This window comes from Rhodococcus sp. ACS1, assembly GCF_002300155.1.
In the GTDB taxonomy this organism is placed as follows: Bacteria; Actinomycetota; Actinomycetes; order Mycobacteriales; family Mycobacteriaceae; genus Rhodococcus_F; species Rhodococcus_F koreensis.
In genome coordinates this window covers 156,180-175,549 of sequence record NZ_NSDZ01000004.1, presented here as the reverse complement: position 1 = coordinate 175,549, position 19,370 = coordinate 156,180, and the positions used below count along the sequence as shown (strand labels likewise).

Annotated in this window: 21 protein-coding genes and 1 pseudogene; 12 read left to right on the top strand and 10 right to left on the bottom strand. The window is 67.5% G+C overall.

The genetic code is table 11. The annotated features are described in order from the left end of the window. Positions 1-212: 212 nt before the first annotated feature. The 6 genes from CJ179_RS13135 to CJ179_RS13110 all read left to right on the top strand — a co-directional run bounded on the left by CJ179_RS13135 (position 213) and on the right by CJ179_RS13110 (position 6,669). A complete protein-coding gene (locus CJ179_RS13135; RefSeq protein WP_095861821.1) occupies positions 213-1,208 on the top strand; it encodes an alcohol dehydrogenase catalytic domain-containing protein in 996 nt (331 codons plus the stop codon). Between the two features lie 12 nt (positions 1,209-1,220). Continuing rightward, positions 1,221-2,582, top strand: coding sequence for an MFS transporter (locus tag CJ179_RS13130; RefSeq protein ID WP_095861820.1), 1,362 nt, complete (start codon positions 1,221-1,223; stop codon positions 2,580-2,582). Between the two features lie 134 nt (positions 2,583-2,716). Beyond that, positions 2,717-3,724: a dihydroxyacetone kinase subunit DhaK gene (locus CJ179_RS13125; RefSeq protein WP_095861819.1), complete on the top strand. Its 1,008-nt coding sequence runs from the start codon at positions 2,717-2,719 to the stop codon at positions 3,722-3,724. 12 nt (positions 3,725-3,736) lie between these two features. Continuing rightward, positions 3,737-4,432: a dihydroxyacetone kinase subunit DhaL gene (dhaL, locus tag CJ179_RS13120; RefSeq protein ID WP_218834812.1), complete on the top strand. Its 696-nt coding sequence runs from the start codon at positions 3,737-3,739 to the stop codon at positions 4,430-4,432. 55 nt (positions 4,433-4,487) lie between these two features. Next, entirely contained in the window at positions 4,488-5,270 is a 783-nt protein-coding gene (locus tag CJ179_RS13115; protein WP_095861818.1) for a class I fructose-bisphosphate aldolase, read from the top strand. 37 nt (positions 5,271-5,307) lie between these two features. Further along, positions 5,308-6,669, top strand: coding sequence for an FGGY family carbohydrate kinase (locus CJ179_RS13110; RefSeq protein ID WP_095861817.1), 1,362 nt, complete (start codon positions 5,308-5,310; stop codon positions 6,667-6,669). A 26-nt stretch (positions 6,670-6,695) separates the two neighbouring features. Here the strand turns inward: CJ179_RS13110 and CJ179_RS13105 are convergent, their stop codons facing one another. Then, entirely contained in the window at positions 6,696-7,358 is a 663-nt protein-coding gene (locus CJ179_RS13105; RefSeq protein ID WP_072944622.1) for a class I SAM-dependent methyltransferase, read from the bottom strand. Positions 7,359-7,518: 160 nt separating this feature from the next. On the opposite strand from CJ179_RS13105, the gene CJ179_RS13100 reads away from it, so the two are divergent. After that, on the top strand, positions 7,519-7,743 hold the full coding sequence (locus tag CJ179_RS13100; protein WP_072944583.1) for an anti-sigma factor: 225 nt from the start codon (positions 7,519-7,521) through the stop codon (positions 7,741-7,743). 214 nt (positions 7,744-7,957) lie between these two features. Here the strand turns inward: CJ179_RS13100 and CJ179_RS13095 are convergent. Further along, positions 7,958-8,158 (bottom strand): annotated as a pseudogene (locus CJ179_RS13095) (response regulator transcription factor); the annotation flags it as partial. 96 nt (positions 8,159-8,254) lie between these two features. On the opposite strand from CJ179_RS13095, the gene CJ179_RS13090 reads away from it, so the two are divergent. Both CJ179_RS13090 and CJ179_RS13085 read left to right on the top strand, forming a co-directional pair. Then, on the top strand, positions 8,255-8,683 hold the full coding sequence (locus CJ179_RS13090) for a MarR family winged helix-turn-helix transcriptional regulator (RefSeq protein WP_095861816.1): 429 nt from the start codon (positions 8,255-8,257) through the stop codon (positions 8,681-8,683). Further along, the gene (locus tag CJ179_RS13085) at positions 8,667-10,103 is read left to right on the top strand and encodes an MFS transporter (RefSeq protein ID WP_095861815.1); all 1,437 of its coding nucleotides are present in this window, start codon (positions 8,667-8,669) and stop codon (positions 10,101-10,103) included. Before CJ179_RS13090 ends, CJ179_RS13085 begins: the two co-directional genes overlap by 17 nt. On the opposite strand, the gene CJ179_RS13080 is transcribed toward CJ179_RS13085, so the two are convergent. From CJ179_RS13080 to CJ179_RS13065, 4 genes are read right to left on the bottom strand one after another with little or no spacing between them, the layout of a single operon-like run. Next, on the bottom strand, positions 10,100-11,296 hold the full coding sequence (locus tag CJ179_RS13080; protein WP_072944577.1) for an acetyl-CoA C-acetyltransferase: 1,197 nt from the start codon (positions 11,294-11,296) through the stop codon (positions 10,100-10,102). The genes CJ179_RS13085 and CJ179_RS13080 overlap by 4 nt on opposite strands. A gap of 13 nt (positions 11,297-11,309) precedes the next feature. Continuing rightward, entirely contained in the window at positions 11,310-11,762 is a 453-nt protein-coding gene (locus CJ179_RS13075; RefSeq protein ID WP_072944575.1) for a MaoC family dehydratase, read from the bottom strand. A gap of 44 nt (positions 11,763-11,806) precedes the next feature. After that, positions 11,807-13,030, bottom strand: coding sequence for an acetyl-CoA C-acetyltransferase (locus CJ179_RS13070; RefSeq protein WP_095861814.1), 1,224 nt, complete (start codon positions 13,028-13,030; stop codon positions 11,807-11,809). Between the two features lie 3 nt (positions 13,031-13,033). Then, on the bottom strand, positions 13,034-14,203 hold the full coding sequence (locus CJ179_RS13065; RefSeq protein WP_095861813.1) for an acyl-CoA dehydrogenase family protein: 1,170 nt from the start codon (positions 14,201-14,203) through the stop codon (positions 13,034-13,036). 230 nt (positions 14,204-14,433) lie between these two features. On the opposite strand from CJ179_RS13065, the gene CJ179_RS13060 reads away from it, so the two are divergent. The 3 genes from CJ179_RS13060 to CJ179_RS13050 are packed head-to-tail and all read left to right on the top strand — an operon-like array spanning position 14,434 to position 16,440. Continuing rightward, the gene (locus CJ179_RS13060) at positions 14,434-14,796 is read left to right on the top strand and encodes a 4-coumarate--CoA ligase (RefSeq protein ID WP_095861812.1); all 363 of its coding nucleotides are present in this window, start codon (positions 14,434-14,436) and stop codon (positions 14,794-14,796) included. Further along, a complete protein-coding gene (fabG, locus tag CJ179_RS13055) occupies positions 14,793-15,536 on the top strand; it encodes a 3-oxoacyl-ACP reductase FabG (RefSeq protein ID WP_072944568.1) in 744 nt (247 codons plus the stop codon). Before CJ179_RS13060 ends, fabG begins: the two co-directional genes overlap by 4 nt. A gap of 34 nt (positions 15,537-15,570) precedes the next feature. Beyond that, positions 15,571-16,440, top strand: a complete 870-nt coding sequence (locus tag CJ179_RS13050) for a LysR family transcriptional regulator (protein ID WP_095861811.1) — start codon at positions 15,571-15,573, stop codon at positions 16,438-16,440. Here the strand turns inward: CJ179_RS13050 and CJ179_RS13045 are convergent. The 4 genes from CJ179_RS13045 to CJ179_RS13030 all read right to left on the bottom strand — a co-directional run bounded on the left by CJ179_RS13045 (position 16,380) and on the right by CJ179_RS13030 (position 19,309). Next, the gene (locus CJ179_RS13045; protein WP_095862654.1) at positions 16,380-17,273 is read right to left on the bottom strand and encodes a LysR family transcriptional regulator; all 894 of its coding nucleotides are present in this window, start codon (positions 17,271-17,273) and stop codon (positions 16,380-16,382) included. The two genes, CJ179_RS13050 and CJ179_RS13045, sit on opposite strands and share 61 nt — an antisense overlap. A gap of 100 nt (positions 17,274-17,373) precedes the next feature. Continuing rightward, positions 17,374-17,673, bottom strand: a complete 300-nt coding sequence (locus tag CJ179_RS53990) for a hypothetical protein (RefSeq protein ID WP_095861810.1) — start codon at positions 17,671-17,673, stop codon at positions 17,374-17,376. Positions 17,674-17,778: 105 nt separating this feature from the next. Then, positions 17,779-18,471, bottom strand: coding sequence for a hypothetical protein (locus CJ179_RS13035; protein WP_257015471.1), 693 nt, complete (start codon positions 18,469-18,471; stop codon positions 17,779-17,781). A gap of 28 nt (positions 18,472-18,499) precedes the next feature. Further along, positions 18,500-19,309 carry a fumarylacetoacetate hydrolase family protein gene (locus tag CJ179_RS13030; protein ID WP_257015469.1) on the bottom strand — a complete coding sequence of 270 codons (810 nt, stop codon included), beginning with the start codon at positions 19,307-19,309 and terminating at the stop codon, positions 18,500-18,502. Positions 19,310-19,370 lie beyond the last annotated feature (61 nt).

The following is a 19,370-nucleotide window of genomic DNA, read 5'->3' as shown; positions in this document are numbered from 1 at the left end:
CGCCAAACCGTCACCCGAACAGAACTGCCGGGGATGTAACAGCCGGGCGACGCTGGTGAGACCTGTCGGTGCAGATTCGTCAGAAACAATATTGTCCGTACAGTACGTATGGGCTAGACAATATGGACACCTCGTTGTAATGTCCGTCACAGCGCTGATGAGTCCGACAGACGGGCACAGAACGAACGGCGCAGGAGCGAGGAGGAAACGACATGCGCGCAGTTGTGCTCGACGGGCAAGGGAATCACCAGTTGGTGGACACGTCCGCCCCGGTGCCCCAGGTCGGCGAGGTCGTCATCGAGCCGGCCGCGGTCGGCGTCTGCGGGACGGACCTGCACCTGGTGATCGGCGACTACCCGACCGGCCGGTTCCCGGTGGTGCCCGGTCACGAGTTCGCGGGCCGCATCGTCGAGGTCGGGCCCGGTGTGGACAACTTCGCGGTCGGTCAGCACGTGGCGGTCGATCCGAACGTGGCCTGCGGCAAGTGCCCCGACTGCCTGGCCGGCGCCCCGAACCTCTGCGACTACCTGGTGCCGATCGGCGTCACCTCGGATGGGGCGTGCGCGGAGTTGGTGAGCGTGCCCACCAAGGTGGTCTATGCGCTGCCCAACGGGATGAGCATGGCCGCCGGCGCGCTGATCGAACCGCTGTCCTGCGTGCTGCACGGCCTCGGCCGTTCCCCGTCACTGACCGACCGCCGGATCACCGTCTTCGGCGCCGGGTCGATCGGGTTGCTGGCGGTCGTCGTCGCCCGGGCCGCGGGTGCTCGCACCATCCACGTCGTCGAGCCCAGCCCGGCCCGCCGCAAGGCCGCGCTCGACGTCGGCGCCGATGCCGCGTTCGCACCGGACGAGAGCCTTCCGCCCCGCAGCGCGGACGTCGCGCTCGAGGCCAGCGGCCACCCCGCTGCCGTGTCTGCCGCGATCGACCTGCTCGACAAACGCGGAACCCTGCTGCAGATGGGTGTCGTCAGCTCCGAGAAGACGATTCCGCTGCGCCCCTACGACCTGTTCGACCGCGAGCTGACGTTCGTCGGCTCACAGTCGGTCGCGAATTCCTTCGCCGACGCCGTCGCGATGATGCCGTCCATCGCCGAGACCGTCGAACGTCTTGTCACCCAAACGTTCTCCCTTGCCGAGTACGGCGACGCCATTGCCGCCGCGCACAGCGACTCGGCACTCAAAGTCCACATCCTGCCCCACTCCTGATCGGACATTTCGATGCAACATCAGATCTCCGAAGGCAGATTCGCCTCGTTCATCGAACGGATCGGCCTTCCCCCGACCTTGTTCCTCGGCTTCGTCGGCCTGCTGTTCTTCATGATCGGCGACGGTGTCGAATCCGGCTACATCGCACCGTATCTGGCCGATCACGGCGCCGGCAGCGACTCGCGTGCCGCGATCGTCATCAGCGTCTACGGCCTGATGGTGACGTTGGGGTCGTGGCTGTCGGGGGCGCTGTCGGAAACGTGGGGCCCGCGCCGGGTTATGTGGCTCGGTCTCGCGATCTGGGGCGTCTTCGAGGTACTGTTCCTCGCCGTCGCCCTTGGCACCGAGAACTACGTGCTGATGCTGATCTGCTACGGCATCCGCGGGCTGGGATACCCCCTGTTCGCGTACGGCTTCCTGGTGTGGGTGCTCGCCGCGAGTCCCGCCCGCCGGCTGGGCTCGGCCGTCGGCTGGTTCTACTTCGCCTTCACCGGCGGCCTGCCCACCCTCGGTTCGCTGCTCGCCAGCGGAACCGAGCCGATCATCGGCGAATACACCACGCTGTGGCTGTCTTTGGGCATCGTGATCGCCGGCGGCCTGCTCGCCCTGATCGGGCTGCGCGGCGTCTCCGGCGGTGACCGGCTGGCCCCGCACTCGACCACCACCGGGCAGAGTCTGGTCGCGAGCATCGCGATCGCGTTCCAGAACCCGCGGGTCGGTCTCGGCTGCGTCATCCGGATCATCAACACCGCACCGCAATTCGGGTTCCTGGTGTTCCTGCCGACGATCTTCTCCGACGACCTCGGTTTCGGCACCAGCGGCTGGCTGCGTCTCGTGTTCATCGTCGGCGCCTCCAACATCTTCGCCAACCTGATCTTCGGCATCGTCAGCGACAAGATCGGCTGGCACCGCACCCTCCGCATCTTCGGCTGCCTCGGCTGCGCGGTCAGCAGCCTGCTGTTGTACTTCCTGCCGCAGACCTTCGGCGCCTACTGGGTGGCCGCGCTGTGCGCCGCGCTGTGCGGCATCACCCTGGCCGGGTTCACCCCCATCTCGGTGCTGATGTCGCTGATGGCCCCGGAGAAGAAGGGCAACGCGATCGCGGTGCTCAACCTCGGCGCCGGTGCCGCGACGTTCGTCGGCCCGCTGATCGTCGCGGTCTTCCTCGGCCTGATCGGCGCGGGCGGTGTCACCATCATCTTCGCCGGGTTGTACGTGGTCGCCGCGCTGTGCGTGCACTGGCTGACCCTGCCGCCCGAGTCGCAGGAGATCGTCGAGAAGGGCCTGAGCCTGAGCGACCTGGACGTCGAAACCCACCACGTCATCGACCACCACGACAACAACACCACGGTGACCGGCGACGCGAGCCGGTAACCACACCCGGTCCGCGGTCCCCCAGACAGCCGGGCCGCCTCCGCCCAGGGGGCGGCCCGGCATTCCACCCACGACATCCCACCCGTGCCGCGCAGCGGCGCACCGCAGTACTCGATTTCGAAGGAGCCGCCGCAATGAAACGGCAGATCATCAACGATTCCGGCGCCGCCGTGACGGAGGCGCTGGAGGGCATGGAACTGTCCTTCCCCGACCTGGTGTCCTACGACACCGATCGCGGCCTGATCCGCCGCGCCACCCCCGCCCGAGACAAGGTCGGACTCGTCTCCGGCGGTGGGTCCGGGCACGAACCGCTGCACGCCGGGTTCGTCGGCCGCGGCATGCTCGACGTCGCCGTCCCCGGTGCCGTGTTCGCCAGCCCCACCGCCCTGCAGGTCCACGAGGGCACGCTGGCCGCCGACAGCGGCCGTGGCGTGGTCCAGATCGTGAAGAACTACACCGGTGACGTCCTGAACTTCACCATCGCCGGCGAACTGGCCGGCGACCACGCCGTCGACACCGAGATGGTGCTGGTCGACGACGACCTCGCCACCGACACCGACACCGACGGCGACGCCGACGGACCGGGCCGCCGCGGCACCGCGGCGGTGGTCGCGGTGGAGAAGATCGCCGGAGCCCGCGCCGAACTCGGCGGATCACTGACCGAGGTGGCCGACGCCGCCCGCCGCGTCGCCCGCACGTCCCGGACGATGAGCCTGGCCCTGCAGGCGGGAACCCACCCCGGCGAGGACCGCCCGGCGTTCGACCTGGCCGCCGACGAGGTCGAACTCGGCGTGGGTATCCACGGCGAACGCGGCATCTCCCGCGCCCGGTACGCCTCCGCCGACGAACTGAGCGAAATGCTGGTCACCCCGCTGGTCCGGGATCTGGGGCTGGGGCGCGGCTCCGCCGTCCTGGCCATCGTCAACGGGCTCGGCGGCGCCTACCCGCTGGAGTTGTCGATCGCCGCCCGCGCCGTGCACCGGCTCCTGGGCGCGCAGGGCATCACCGTCGCACGCACTCTGGTGGGCACCTACGTGACCTCCCTCGACATGCACGGTTTCTCGGTCACCCTGACCCTCGTCGACGCCGACCTACTGAAACTGTGGGACGCCCCTGTACGGACCCCCGCGCTGAATTGGTAAGGAGCCCAACACATGAACTCGACGACCGCAACGGCACTGCCGACCACCTTCGCGCCCCGCTGGGTGGCCGCGATGCTGACCACGGTGCTGGGCACCTCCACCGGTGGCGGCGCGGCCACCGCCCTCGGTGAACTCGACCGCCAGGCCGGGGACGGCGACTTCGGCACCAACCTCACCTCCGCGTTCACCCGGGTCCAGGACGAGATCGCCGCGACGTCGCCGCAGACGTTCACCGCGTGGCTCACCGCCGTCTCGCGCGGGTTCCTCGGCACCGGCGGCACCAGCGGCCCGCTGTTCGGAATGTTCTTCCGGGACATCGCCCGCTGCGCGACCGGGGACACCCCGACCCTGACCGAACTCGCCGACGGACTGGCCGCGGCGGTGGCGACCGTGCAGCGGTACGGGAAGGCGCAGGTCGGGCACAAGACGATGGTCGACGCCCTGGTTCCCGCCGCACAGGCACTGAGCGAGCAGGCGGCCGCCGACGCGGACCCGGTCCGCGCGCTGGACGTTGCCGCCGAGGCCGCGCGAGTGGGCGCCCTGACCACCCGCGACATCGTGGCCCGCCGCGGCCGCGCGTCGTACGTCGGCGAGGTCGCCCGCGGCGTGCTCGACCCCGGCGCCGTCGCCGTCGCCCTCTTGATCCAGTGCGCGGCGGCCGCGGTGGGCGGTCACGACGGACCGGTCGACGCAGCCTGGACGCACTAGCCGCTTTGTACCTGAAAACCATTCGAACAAACCCACGAAGGAAAGTGAACCGAAAATGAGCATGGAATACCGGATGCGCCGCACACTGCCGAACGACCGGGCGGCGATCATCATGCCGGTCGATCACGGACTGATCTTCGACCGCATCAAGGGCCTCGAAACCCCCTCCGCACCGTTCGCCGCCTGGGCCGACACCGACGTCACCGGATTCATGATGACCCCCGGACAGGTCAAACAAACCGAAAAATTCTTCGCCGAACACCCACACCTGAGCCGCGTACTCACCATCGACACCTACTACGACGTCACCACCCTCGACGGCGGCGGCTCCCACGAACTGATCACCACCGTCGAAGAAGCCGTCCGCATGGGCGTCGACGCCGTCAAAATGCTCTTCCCCTGGAACATCTCCCGCAGCGAACGCGCCACCATGTGCGCCCGCGTCGGCAAGATCGTCACCGCCTGCGACGCCTGGGACATCCCCCTCGTCCTCGAGCCGGTCATCATGGGCGCACCCCGCACCGACGACGTCGTCGTCGAAGAGGAGAAGGTCGCCCGCATCGCCTACGACCTCGGCGCCCACATCATCAAGATCGCCTTCCCCGGCGAGGAACGCACCGCCCGCCTCGTCGACGAACTCCGCGTCCCCCTCGTCATCGCCGGCGGACCCCTCGCCGGCGACGTCAACGACACCGTCGACGCCATCGGGCAGACCCTGCGCGCCGGCGCCCGCGGAATCATCGTCGGCCGCAACATCTGGCAACGCGAACGCAGCGAAGGCGAACGCGTGCTCAAGGAGATCGGCACCCTGACCCGGAAGGTGAGTTTCCCCGCCTGAGCGGGTACTCCAACGGCAGACGACGAGGACAGTACAGATGACACGAGACCGCAGCGGGCGCTCACCGGTGGTGTGCGGAGTCGATATCGGGAGCACGAACACGAAGGTCGTGGCGCTCACACCTCAGGGGGCGGTCGTCGCCAGGCGTCGGCGCACCACTCCCCGAGGTGCGGTCGACCTGTCCGTCGACGCACAGCATCTGCTGTTCGCGATCGAGGAGATGATCCTCGACATCTGCTCGGACACGTACCGGGTGCACGCGGTGAGCGTGGCCGGGGTCGGCGAGGACGGTGTGCTCGTCGACGACGCCCTGACCCCGCTCACCCCGGCACTGGCCTGGTTCGACACCCGGCGCGCCGACGTGTTCGCCGACCTGGCCCCGCGGCTCCGGCCGGACGCGGCACTCTGCGCCGCCGACGACGCCGCACGCACCCTCGTCGGATGGCGTTGGGCAACAGACCAACCCGGCGCCTCGCAGGCCCGGTCGTGGGTCGCGCTCACCGACTATCCGTCGAGTGTGTGGACCGGCACCCCGTTCTTCAGCGACACCCTCGCCGCCCGCACCGCCGCGTGGGACGGTCACAGCCGGCGGTGGATCGACGACCGGGTGGCCGCCGGTATCGGCACGGCCGCCCTACTGCCACCGGTGCGCCGGGCCGGTGACGTCATCGGCGGGTTCCTCTCCGACCGCCTCGTCACCGCGGGTGTCATCGACCCCGACGCCGTCGTCGTCGCCGGCGGCCACGATCACCCGATCGGCGGCTGGGGAGTGCATGCGATGGACCCCGGTGCCGTCCTCGACTCGATGGGCACCGCCGAGGTCGTCGTCGCCCAGGCTCCCGAGGCAGGCATACCCCGCAGCGACGACCTCGATGTCGCACCCGGAATCCTTTCTGCCGGAACCACTGTGCTGTCCGTGGAGGAACTCGCCCGCAACGTCGAATGGGCCTCCCAGGACGCCGCCGTCGGTGCCCGCCTGCAGGAGATGATCTCCGGCGACACCCCACCCGACGACTACCTGCACGCGCCGGTGTTCGTCCCCGGCAGCCGAGGCGGCGCGCTGCCCCGTTACACCCCCGACGCCCCCACGTCACCGCTCTCCCGTGCCTCCGCGGTTCTCGGCGCCCTCGCGCGGATCGGTGCCCGCGCACAGGACGCAGTCGCGGCATGCCTACCCGGGCAGCCTGCCGTCTACGCCGCAGGTGGTTGGTCCCGATCCCCCGGATGGGTCGAGACCAAGAAGGCGGTCACCGGCCGCGACCTTACCGTGATCCCCGAACCCCAGGTCACCGCGACCGCGGCAGCACTGCTCGCGGCGACCGCCATCGGATGGGATACCGATCCCGCCACCGCGATGGGCATGACGGCGCACCTCGACCACGTCGGCGCACACGCGTAGGCGTCGACGAAGTCCCGCTTCGTGCCTCAGTCGCGGTGCGCCGACAGCAGCCACGCCGGCAGCATGGCCCGGCCCTTGTCGTCGCGCTGCCAGTTCGCGGCCTCCTCCGGCCCGAGCAGCGCGTGAATGAAGGCCGGGCGGAGGTCGTCGATGATCCAGTATTCGGCGACAGCCTCCCGCAGTTCGTCGTCGGTCACCGGGTTCGGTCCCTGCCCCTCGGGGAAGGCGCCCTTCGCGAACACCAAGATGTAATAGGACGCGCCGGGTGCGGCCGCCCGGGCCACAGCCTGCAGGTAGTCGCGCCGCCGGTCCACGGGCAGCGAATGGAAGAGGGTGCTGTCCACGATCGTGGCGAATCGGCCGTCGAAACCCGTGAACGAGCTGATGTCCGCCACCTGGTACGTGGCCGTCGTCAGGCCACGATCGGCCGCTGCCGCCTGAGCTGCCGCGATGGCAGTCGGCGACAGGTCCAGACCGACCACTGTGTACCCCTGCGCCGCCAGCTGCAGGGACGTTTCAGCGTGTCCGCACCCCGCGTCCAGTACGTCGCTGCGGAATTTGCCTTCCGCGATCAGCGCGGCGATCTCGGGCTGCGGCTCACCGATGTTCCACGGCACCGGCCCCGAAAATTCCTTCGCATCGCCTCGGTAGATGTCGTCCCACGGCGCAACCTGGTTGTCCTCGGTCATGACCTCGACCGTACGCCCGCGGCGCCTGTCGCCACCACGCATCCGCACGCCGTTCCATCCGGTGTAACGATCCGGGCACTTCCGGACACTGTGGCAATAGCCGCAGACGCTGGGTCGGCGGGACTCAGGAGGCACTCCCGTGAAGGAATCGAAACGAACGATGGACTGTCAGGAACTCGTCGAACTCGTCACCGTCTACCTCGAGGATGCGTTCGCCGCGCAGACCAAGGCCAGGTTCGAGACGCACGTGGGCGAATGCGGCGGCTGCGCCCACTACGTCGACCAGATGAAACAGACGGTGCACACCCTCGGCGAACTGTCGATCGAAGAACTCGATCCGGCACTGCGGGACCGCATCCTCACCGACTTCCGGCGACAATGCTGAAACCTCACGGGAAACCGTTTCGTGACAGACGAATTCACCGATTCCGGGATGCGTCCTCTCGGCGGCTCACGACGGACGGCGGCATGCCGAACTCGTGACTGAACGCGTACGAGAAACATGCGAGGCGCACCCGAGGGTCGACAGCTCGAACAGCAGCAGCGCCGCGATGGCGTCGTCGCGCCGCGGCGACCCACAACGTCATGCCCCGCAGCTCCTAGTCCTGCGTTCGCTCGACGACCCAGGCCGCGACCTGGGTGCGGGAGGTGAAGCCCAGCTTCGCCAGGATGTGCTCCACATGTCCTTGCGCGGTGCGGGGTGAGGTCACCAGGCGGTCGGCGATGGCCTGATTGGTCAGGCCTTCGGCGATCAGGCCGGCGACCTGGCGTTCCCTCTTCGTCAGTCGTGCCGGCGCGTCGGCCAGCTCGTCGGCGGCCCTCAGCAGCACAGCGGCCCGGTGTGAGCCTCCCCATTTAGACAACTAAATTGATCAATTGGGTTGTACGCTTCGCTCATGATCACCGATCAGTCCACCGCGCAGGTTCTTCGCGAAGCCCTACGCCCGATCTGGCGACAACTCACCGCGGGCAGGACGATCTCCGTCGGCAAGATAGGTGTGCTCGCGTATCTGTCGAAGCACGGACGGACGTCGGCCTCGACGCTCGCGTCGGCCGAGAGGATCACTCCGCAGGCAATTGCGACGGCCGTGCGCGAACTCGAAGGTCTCGGCCTGGTGGCGCGCACCCCCGACGAGCAAGACCGGCGCCGGATCTGGATCGAACTCACCGATGCCGGTCGCGAGAGGCTGGCGCAGGAGCGGTCGAAGGGCCTGGAGTGGCTGGAACACGCCATCGCGGAGCGGTTGACGGCGGAGGAGAAAACGACTCTGGACTCTCTGGTCCCGATTCTGCGCAAGTTGGTGGACGATGCACCCACCGACTGACTCCGCGACACGTCCCCGGTTACTGCCTGCCCTCGCCTATGCCGCCCTGACCACCGCGGTCGTCAGTTCCCTCGGCATGCTGCTGGTGCCCACGATCTCCGAGGACATGCACGTCGAGGTGAGCACGGGACAGTGGATGCTCACCGTCAACCTCCTGGTCGGGGCGATCGCCACGCCGATCATGGGCCGGCTGAGCGACGGACCCCACAAGAAGCGCCTGCTCCTGTGCTCCCTGGCGACGATCCTCGTCGGCTCGATCATCGCCGCGTCGGCTCCCAACTTCACCGTCTTCCTGATCGGACGCGCTCTGCAGGGACTCACGTACGGGATCGTTCCGGTGACGATCGCGCTCGCCCGCCGCTACCTCCCCGACAGCGAGGCCCGCGTCGGCATCTCCAGCCTGTCGGTGACGGTGACCACCGGCCTCGGGCTCGGATACCCCCTGACCGGCATCCTCGCCGACCTTCTCGGGTTCCGCTTCGCATTCTGGTTCGCCGCTCTGTTCCTGATCACCACCATCGTCGTCGTCTGGCGGGTGATTCCCGCGGGACCGGACGAGCGGGCACCTCGGTGCACTCTCGACGTCCCCGGCGCGCTGCTGGTCGGAACGGGTCTCGCGTCACTGCTCGTCGGCGTCAGCGAGGGATCGCGGTGGGGATGGGCCTCTCCGTGGACCGTCGGATTCTTCGCCGCGGCAGCGATTCTGCTGACGCTGTGGTGCGTCGTGGAACTGCGCACCGCGAATCCGCTGATCAACCTTCGGGTGCTGCGCAATGGCGACGTACTGGTCGCGAACAGCACTGCGATCGGTCTCGGCGCCACGATGTATATCGGACTCTCGATCGGCAGCCTCATCGCGCAGGCGCCCGCCTCCACCGGATACGGCATCGCGCTGCCGCTGTTCTGGGCCGGATTCGTGATGCTTCCGCTGTCGGTGGCGAGTTTCGGCGCGAACCGACTCGTGCGCGCGCTCTCGCAGCGGGTGCGCATGCGGACGCTGCTGCTCTCCGGCGCGGGCCTCGTGACGGCCTCGAGCGTGCTCCTGTGGTTCGCCCACGACGAACTGTGGGAAATCCTGACCGGCATGTTCGGGTTCGGGATGGGCATGGGCATGACGTACGCGGCGATGCCCGCCCTGATCGCCCGTAGCGTCGCGGACACCGAACTCGGCAGCGCCGCAAGCTTCAACCAGGTGCTGCGCACCGTGGGTGGTTCGTTCGGCAGCGCCGTCGCGGGTGCGGTGCTCGCCGCGAACCTGGCACCGGACCTGCACCCCACCGAGGGTGGGATCAAGACGGCTCTCGCCGTCGGCGCCATCGGGTGCGCGGTGGTCTTCGCGGCGCTGCTCGTCAACAACGTGATGTCGCGTCCACCGGCCCCGGCATCGGAGCCGGCGGACGCCCGGGCCGGTCGGGGCTAGACACCCTCGACGACGGCGGCCATTCCCTGCCCACCGCCGATGCACATCGTGACGAGCGCCTTGCCGCCGCCCCGCCGCTTCAACTCGTGCAGCGCGGTGGTCGTCATCCGTGCACCCGTGGCGCCGATCGGGTGTCCGAGCGAGATGCCGGACCCGTTGACGTTGAGGCGGTCCCGGTCCTCGAAACCCCACTCCTTCAGGACCCCGAGCACCTGGCAGGCGAACGCCTCGTTCAGCTCGATCAGCGTGAAGTCGTCGAAACTCGCACCGGTGCGGCGGAACAGCTTCGACGCGGCCGCGACCGGGCCGAGTCCCATCAGTCCCGGTTCACACCCGGCGGCGGCCCACCCGGTGAGGAAACCCATCGGCTCGAGCCCGAGTTCGTCGAGTTTGTCCTCGGCGACGACGAGCATCGACGACGCCGCGTCGTTCTGCTGACTCGCGTTGCCCGCGGTGACGACACCGTCCTTGACGACACTGCGCAGCCGCGCCAGCGACTCGGCGGTGGTGTCCGGGCGGATGCCCTCGTCACGCGCCACCACGGAGACGTTGCCCTTGCGGTCGGTGATCTTCACTTCGATCACCTCGTCGTCGAACTTGCCTGCCTCCCAAGCGGCATGGGCCTTGGCGTGACTGTCGGCGGCGAACGCGTCGGATTCCTCGCGGCCGATTCCGCACCGTGCCGCGACGTTCTCGGCGGTCTCGATCATTCCGCTGATCTTCCCGAACCGCCATTCCGGCTGGGAGCGCTCCCGGCCGCGGTCCAGGCGGTCGTAGAGGTTCAGCGACCCGGCGCGGGTGCCCCACCGGGCCCCGGTGGTGTAGTGCTCGATGTTGCTCATCGACTCGACACCGCCGGCGAGGACGACGTCCGCGGCCCCGGTCTGCACCATCATCGACGCGGTCACGAGGGCCTGCAGCCCGGTGCCGCAGCGGCGGTCGGTCTGCAGTCCGGCGACGGAGATCGGCAGTCCCGCTTCGAGTGCGGCCCACCGTCCGATGCACGGGGCCTCGGAGTTGGCGTACGACTGCCCCATCGCGACGTCCTCGATGAGTTCTGGGTCGATGCCCGACCGCGCGACGGTCTCCTTGATGACGGCCGCCGCAAGGCTCTCCGCGGGTACGTCGCGCAGTCCGCCGCCGAAGCGGCCGACGGCGGTGCGGACGGGGGCGACCAGTGCTGCTCTTCGCATGTTGTTCCTCGTTTCAGGCGACCAGGACGCGGACGGTCTCGGCGACGCACGCCGGCTTGTCCTCGCCCTTGATCTCGATGGTGTACTTGACGACGACCTGCGCGCCCTGCTTCGTGTGCTCGAACCCCGCGATCTCACCGCCGACCCGGATCGACGCTCCCACCTTCACCGGCTTCGGGAAGCGAACCTTGTTGAGTCCGTAGTTGATCACCAGCTTGGTGCCCTCGACCCGCATCAGGTCGGCCCCGAGCTTCGGCAGCAACGACAGCGTGAGGTAGCCGTGGGCGATGGGGGCGCCGAACGGACCCTCGGCGGCCCGCTCGGGGTCGACGTGGATCCACTGGTGGTCGCCGGTGGCGTCGGCGAACACGTTCACGCGGTCCTGCGTGATCTCGAACCAGTCACTGTGGCCGAGATGTTCACCGACTGCGGCTTCGACGTCGTCGATGTTCTGAAATACGCGCATGAGCTCTCTTCGGGTCGGCCCGGTACCGGGCAGGGTGGAGACGGTCAGATGTTCACGTTCTCGAATACGGCCGCAATGCCCTGCCCACCGCCGATGCACATCGTCTCGATGCCGTAGCGGGCCTGGCGGCGGTCCAGTTCGCGGAGCAGGTTGGCCAGAATGCGGCCACCGGTGGCGCCGACGGGGTGACCGAGGGAGATGCCGGATCCGTTGACGTTGAACCGGTCTCGCATATCGGACTCGTCGAACTTCCACTCCCGTGCGCACGCCAGCACCTGCGCCGCGAACGCCTCGTTGATCTCGAGGAGATCGATGTCGTTCAGAGTGAGCTTCGCCCGGGTGAGGGCCTTGTCCACGGCCGGAACCGGGCCGATGCCCATCCGGTTCGGCTCCACGCCGGCGACGCCCCAGCTGACGAGCCGGGCGAACGGGCGCAGGCCGAGACGTTCCGCGTTCTCGGGGGTGGTGACGATCGCGGCCGCGGCAGCGTCGTTCTGGCCGCACGCGTTGCCCGCGGTGACGGTCGCCTCCGGGTCGACGCGCGACCGGATGGGCCGCAGCGCCGACAGCGATTCGACGGTGACGTCGCGACGCGCGTGCTCGTCGGTGGTGTGGACGACAGGGTCCTTGCCGCGCTTGCCGGGCACCGTCACCGGGATCGTCTCGGCGTCGAACAGACCGCCGTCCTGCGCGCGGATCGCACGCGCATGGGATTCGGCGGCGTACGCGTCCTGCTCCTCACGGCTGATCGAGTACTCGCGGCGGAGGTTCTCCGCGGTTTCGATCATGCCACCCTCGACGGGGAAGTTCACGCCGCCGGAGTTGGTGCGGGGCTTGGCCAACCGATCGTGGAACTCCACCGACGCTCCCTTGACGCCCCAGCGCATCCCGGTGCTGTAGAACTCGGTCTGGCTCATCGACTCGGCGCCGCCCGCGATCACCAGATCGCTCATCCCGGTCTGCACCTGCATGGCCGCGTAGATCACCGCCTGGAGTCCGGAGCCGCACCGGCGGTCGAGCTGGATGCCGGGCACGGTGACGTCGAGACCGGCGTCGAGCGCAGCGATCCGGCCGATGGCCGCCGCCTCACCGTTGGCGTAGCCCTGACCGAAGATGACGTCGTCGATGTCCTCGGACGTCAGCGACGTCCGCTCGATCAGGCCCTTCAGCACCGTCGACGCGAGGGTGGTGACGGGGATGTCGCGGTAGATGCCGCCGAATCCCCCGACGGGGGTGCGGACAGGTTCACAGATCACTGCGTGGTACATGGCTCAGAGTGCTTTCTTGGCTTCGCGGACGAGGCCGCCGCCGATGATCAGGCGCTGGATCTCGCTGGTGCCCTCGTACAGGCGCAGCAGCCGGACCTCACGGTAGATCCGTTCCACCGGAACGTCTCTCATGTACCCGGATCCGCCGTGGACCTGCACCGCCAGATCGGCGACCTTGCCGACCATTTCCGTGCAGTACAGCTTCGCGACGGACGGGGAGATCCGGCGGTCCTCGCCGCTGACGTACTTCTGCGCCGCGTCCCGGACCAGCGCGCGGCCCGTGGACACGCCCACCTGCTGGTCGGCGAGCATGGCCTGCACCAGCTGGAAGTCGCCGATCGGGGTGCCGCCCTGCTTCGTCACCGCCGCGAACGCGACGGACTCGTCGAGCGCACGCTGGGCGCTGCCCACCGCGAGCGCCGCGATGTGGACGCGGCCGCGGGCGAGCGACGTCATGGCGGCGCGGTAGCCGGCTTCCTCACTGCCGCCGACCAGCGCGGACTCGGCGACGACGACGTCGTCGAACGCCACCTCGGACGTCCAGGCACCCTCCTGGCCCATCTTCTTGTCCTTCGGCCCGACCACCACACCGGCGGTGTCGGCGGGGACGAGGAACACCGCGATGCCGGTGCCGGTCTCGTCGGCGGGACGGGTGCGCGCGAACACGACGAACAGATCGGCCAGCGGCGCGTTGGTGATGAACCGTTTGGTGCCGTTGATCGTCCACTTGCCGTCCTTCAGGACGGCGCGCGTGGTCAGGCCCGCCGGGTTCGATCCGGCCTCCGGCTCGGTCAGCGCGAACGAGGCGACCACGTCGCCGGACGCGATGCGCTCGAGCCATTCCGACTTCTGCTCGTCCGTACCGAAGTTCACCAGCACCTGGCCGGCGATCCCGTTGTTGGTGCCGAACATCGACCGCAACGCCAGGCTCGTGTACCCGAACTCCATCGCCATTTCCACGTCCTGCGTGAGGTCGAGCCCGAGCCCGCCCCACTGCTGCGGGATGGCGTACCCGAACAGACCCATCTCCGCCGCCTTGCGGCGAATGTCGTCCGGAATCAGATCCTTTTCCGCGATTTCATTTTCCCGGGGAATTACTTCCTTCTGAATAAAGGTCCTCGTCTGCGCGAGAATATCCTTGAAGTCTTCGTCACTCACTTCGCGTTCAGCCATGAGGTGAATATCCAGCAACCGGGCCGCGCTGTCAAGCGCGCCCTCCGAACGAGAACTCGCAGCGCAGAGGCTGTTTACGACCCATAGGAAGAAGGCAACTGTCGGTTTCCTTCCGCGTCTTTGACCACGGCGGTCCGAGGCACTTGAATAGATGTCGACCCGCCCGGATTTCAATTCGGGCATATTCGCGGACAAACAAACTCCCGGCGAGATGGAATTCGATATTCGACATGGTTGGCAGACCCGAGGATGCACTCCTCTACAAGGGCTACACCGTCGATCCGCAGGAACTCGAACAGTTGCTGCTGTCACGGCGGGGCGTTCACGACGCCGTGGTGGTCGGCCGCTCCGTCCCCGGGGTCGGGGAGATGCCGGTCGCGTTCGTGGTGGCCGACGCCGCGCACCCGACCGCCGAGGAACTGATCGAGTTCGTGGCTGCCGCGGTGCCGCCGTACAAGAAGGTGCGGGAAGTCGTGTTCGTCGACGAGTTGCCCCTGTCCCCGCGGGGTGCGGTCCTGCGGTCCGCGCTGCGCGACCGCCTGAACCCGCACGCCGAACACGTTCGTACAACTGAGGAAGGAACACACACATGACACTTCTCGAGGGACGGGTCGCCGTCGTCACGGGCGCAGCCCAGGGCATCGGTTTCGAGATGGCCAGGAAGTTCGCAAGCGAGGGCGCATCGGTCGTCCTCGGCGACATGCACGCCGACAACGTGAAGGGCGCCGCCGCCAAGCTCGAGGCCGACGGCTTCCAGGCCGTCGCCGTGGCCTGTGACGTGACCGACCCGGACCAGATGCAGAACCTGGGCAAGACGGCGCTCGACAGTTTCGGCGCGATGGATGTGTGGGTCAACAACGCCGGCATCACCCGCGACGCAACGCTGCGCAAGATGTCGCTCGCCGATTTCCGCTCCGTCATCGACGTGCACCTGCAGGGCGCGTGGCTGGGCACCCAGATCGCGTCGATCGCGATGCGGGAGGCAGGCAAGGGCTCGATCGTCAACATCTCGTCGATCTCCGGCAAGGTCGGCATGGTCGGGCAGACCAACTACAGCGCCGCGAAGGCCGGCATGGTGGGCCTGACCAAGGCCGCCGCGAAGGAGGTCGCCCACCTCGGCGTCCGGGTCAACGCGATCCAGCCCGGCGTGGTGAACACCGACATGATCCGGGCCCTGCGCGCCGACATCATCGAGGCGAAGCTCAAGGAGGTCCCGATGGGCCGCGGCGCCGAGCCCGAGGAGATCGCGAACGTTGCGCTGTTCCTCGCGTCCGACCTGTCCAGCTACATGACGGGCACCGTCCTCGAAGTCACCGGCGGACGTCACATCTGACAGCCGGCGCGACTTCACGCAGTAGTCTTCACTGGTGGAGTCGCGTCACGTGGAGTACTTTCTCGCCACCGTCGACAACGACGGCCTCGCGCTCGCGGCCGAGGCCCTGGGCGTCACGAAGCCGTCGTTGTCGAAGGGGCTGCGCAATCTCGAGCGTGACCTCGGTGTCGACCTGTTCCACCGCGTGGGCCGCGGCCTCGTGCTGAGCGCGGCGGGAAAGGCGTTCGTCGGTCCTGCGCGGCAGATCGTGCGAGACCTGGTGGCCGCCGAGAGCTCATTGGTCGATGTCTCGGGTCTGCCGCGCGGACGCCTCGACATCTGTGCGTCGGCGCACGTCGCGGAAGGCCCTGTCACGGAACTGATCGGGTCCTTCCGCAAGCAGTATCCGGGTGTCGTCGTCCGGCTCGCCGACCTGCGTCCGGTCGACGTCGTCGCATCGCTGATCCGGGACGGGCACTGCGAGATCGCCTTCAGTCATTTTCCTTTTTCCGCACCAGGATTGACGACCCGCGTCCTCGGAATCCACGAATACTGGCTGGTGGTTCCGCACGACGCCGAGATCGTGTGGCGGGATCCGTTCCCGCTCGACGACCTTCCGGACATTCCCGTGGTGGGGCTGCCCAAGGAATCGTCTTCGCGCACCGTCATCGAGAAGGCGCTGCAGGCCGCGGGGAGGCGGACCACCCTGTCGGCCGTCGTCGAGCAGCGGGAAGCAGTCGGCGCGTTCGTCGTCGAGGGTGTCGGAATGTCGTTCATGGAACGCACCCTTGCGGAGCGGGCCGCCGGCGGCGGAGCACGAATCTGCCCACTCGACCCGCCGATCACCGCCCCGTACGGGGTGATCTACGACGAGGCCAGGCTGTCGCCCGCCGGCCGCGCGTTCCTCGGCACGCTCGCGCCGTGAGTCTCGTCGAGCGCAGTGATGAACGCCGCCGCTGCGGGCGGAAGCGGATCCGGCCGGTGGACGATCCCGACGGTGCGCACCTCGGGCGGCGCGAGCGAGCGGACCACGACGCCCGGTAGTTCCTGCTCGGCGACGCGCCGCGGGAGCAGGGTCGCCCCCGCCCCCTGGACCACCAGTTCCCACATCGACTGGCGATGCGCACATTCGACGGCGATGTTGTTCACCGGCAGTCGTGGGCGCGACCCGATCTCGACGATCATCGGAATGTCGGCGAGCAGGCCGACGGGCACCGGATCGGGGAGTTCGATCGCCAGATCTGCGTGCAGTGCGAGCACGATCTCCTGGTCCCCCACCGTCCGGACCTCGAGGCCCTGCTGGTCGACGAGCAGTTCGGTGAGCCCGAGGTCGCACTCCCCCGACCGGACCGCGCGGCCGACGCCGTCGGGACCGTCCGCCGACACCGTGGACAGGACCACACTCGGAAACTGCCGGTGGAACCGGCCGACTAGGCGCGGAAGCGGATCGGCGGCAAGCGAATTGAGAACGGCGATCGTGAGCGTACCGGACCGCAGTTCGGCGACGTCGTGCACGACGGCTCGAGCCCGCGCGACGTCCGCGAGCACCTGCCGCGCCGCATGCGCGAACGACGCGCCCGCCGGGGTGATCCGCAGTTTCCGTCCCCCGCGATCGAACAGTTCGACACCCAGATCGCGTTCGAGAGTGCGGATCGCCTGCGACAGCGACGGCTGCGCGATGAACAGCGCCCGCGCAGCCTCGGTGACGCTGCCGTGATCGGCCACGGCGACCAGGTATTCGGCGTCCCGGATGTCCACCACCCGAGTCTAGCGACCACGCGGTCCGGGGCGCGCGCATGGGCGCCCCATCCGGCAGCACCTTCCGCCCTATCGACCTCGATGTGGGTCCGTTCAGCCGTCAACCGCCCGGACCGCCTGTTCGGCAGTGATGCGGGTATGTGCTCGCCAAATTTCGTATCTCGTCTTGCCCACAATTCGACGCGGGGAGGACTTGCCACAACCGCTCGATGAACCGGCGCTTCGTCATGCCGAAGTGCACAAGGATCTCCTCTTCGGTAGCGCCCCCGAATGGCACCCACATACCGGCGAACACGATGAGGTGCTCCGCCTCGGTGTCAGGATGGACGCGTACGCGGTTGGCTTGGCTCCGAGCGGCGCGACGTCGCCCGCGAAATTGGCGATACTCACGAGAGTTCATGGGAATTCACACATCTAATCGAGAGGGTTGAAGCGCGAAAGCTTCCGCGCTGGATCGTTCGTGTCGATCACTCCGGCCGGGACGACATCGTCAGCACTTGCGCGGCTAAGCTGGAATTTCCGTACCCAGCTTCATCGGCGATCTCCAGGTTCTGCTGTGCCGCAGCCATAATGCTGTCGCGCTGACCAGCGGCCAGCATGGTGCTTCGCCACTGTCGTACTGCGGCACGGTACACGGCAAGTGTCGCCTCTGACGTGGCGAAGTCTTCTTTGTCACCATAATCCACGAACTGCATCGCTTGCGCCTGAAGAGCTCGAACCAGTAGTCGAGCGCGACCTCGGGGCGTGTGGGGTCGATGTTGCCGTCCCGAAGGAACGCGAGCGCTTCACAGAACGCCCCCAGTCCGGCGGTGTAGAACGTGCCGGCGAGTGCGGGCGTACCCGACATCAGATTGATGACCGCTTTGCCGTCAAGTGCGGCGAAGTGACCGTCAAGGATCTTCAGGGCCGAGTCGAGATCCAAAACCGTGAGAACAACGGCGTCGCTGGCATCGAGTGCCGAGCCGACATCGGCGTGTACCGACACGCCGGCCTCCTCGAGTGGCTCTGCTCGGGAGATTGTTCGATTCCACACGGCCTGTTCCAAGGATGAGTAACGCATTCCACCTCCACCTAACTGATTCATTGCCGGCAGCGTGAGCAGCGTCACGAAGCATAGGGTCGACTCGTGCGCACCGGATATGCCCAGTGCGACAACAATTGGCGCTTGTCGATGAAGTCCTGCTGTCAGCGCCGCCATGGAAGCGTCCGCTCGCCGTGAACCGGCGCTATCGCGGCGACAATACGGTTTGACGCTGTTCACCCAGGTGGGTAATTCCCAATTCCATGACATCGCCCGGCTGTAGCCAGATCGGCGGAGTGAATCCCATACCGACGCCGGCCGGGGTACCCGTATTGATCAGGTCGCCCGGCTCCAGCACCATGAACTGGCTCAGATGATGAACGATATGGAATGGATCGAACACCATTCTTGACGTGGACCCGAACTGGCGGCGGGTATTATTGACGTCCAACCACATATCCAGGTTTTTCACGTCGGGGATCTCGTCCGGTGTCACCAACCACGGGCCCGCTGGGTTGAATGTCTCGGCAGATTTGCCTTTACTCCATTGACCACCTCGTTCCATCTGGAAGCCGCGTTCACTGACATCGTTGACCAGCACATAGCCGGCGATAGCGTCACAGGCGTCGTCGATCGAATCCAGGTAGCTGATGCGTTTTCCGATTACGACGCCGAGTTCCACTTCCCAGTCCAGCTTGGATGATCCACGAGGACTCCGGACGTGATCGTCAGGGCCGACGAGGGTGTTCGGGGCCTTGGTGAACAGAACAGGTTCTGACGGAACAGCATGGCCGGCCTCGGCTGCGTGGTCACTGTAATTCAGCCCAATGCAGAGGATCTGATGTGGTCTGGCTATCGGCGCCCCGATGCGTTCCCCTGCAAAACGGGTTAGTCGGTGGGTACGATTGTCGACGAGCGCTCGAAGCGTGGTTAGTCCGCCGTCTGCGAAGAATGCTTCGTTGAAATCCTCGACGACGTCGGAAACGTCGACGTAATGCTCGTCGTCGATGTGCACGACCGGACGTTCCTGCCCGATTGCACCAATTCTCATTAGGCGCATGAAGTCCTTTCCAATG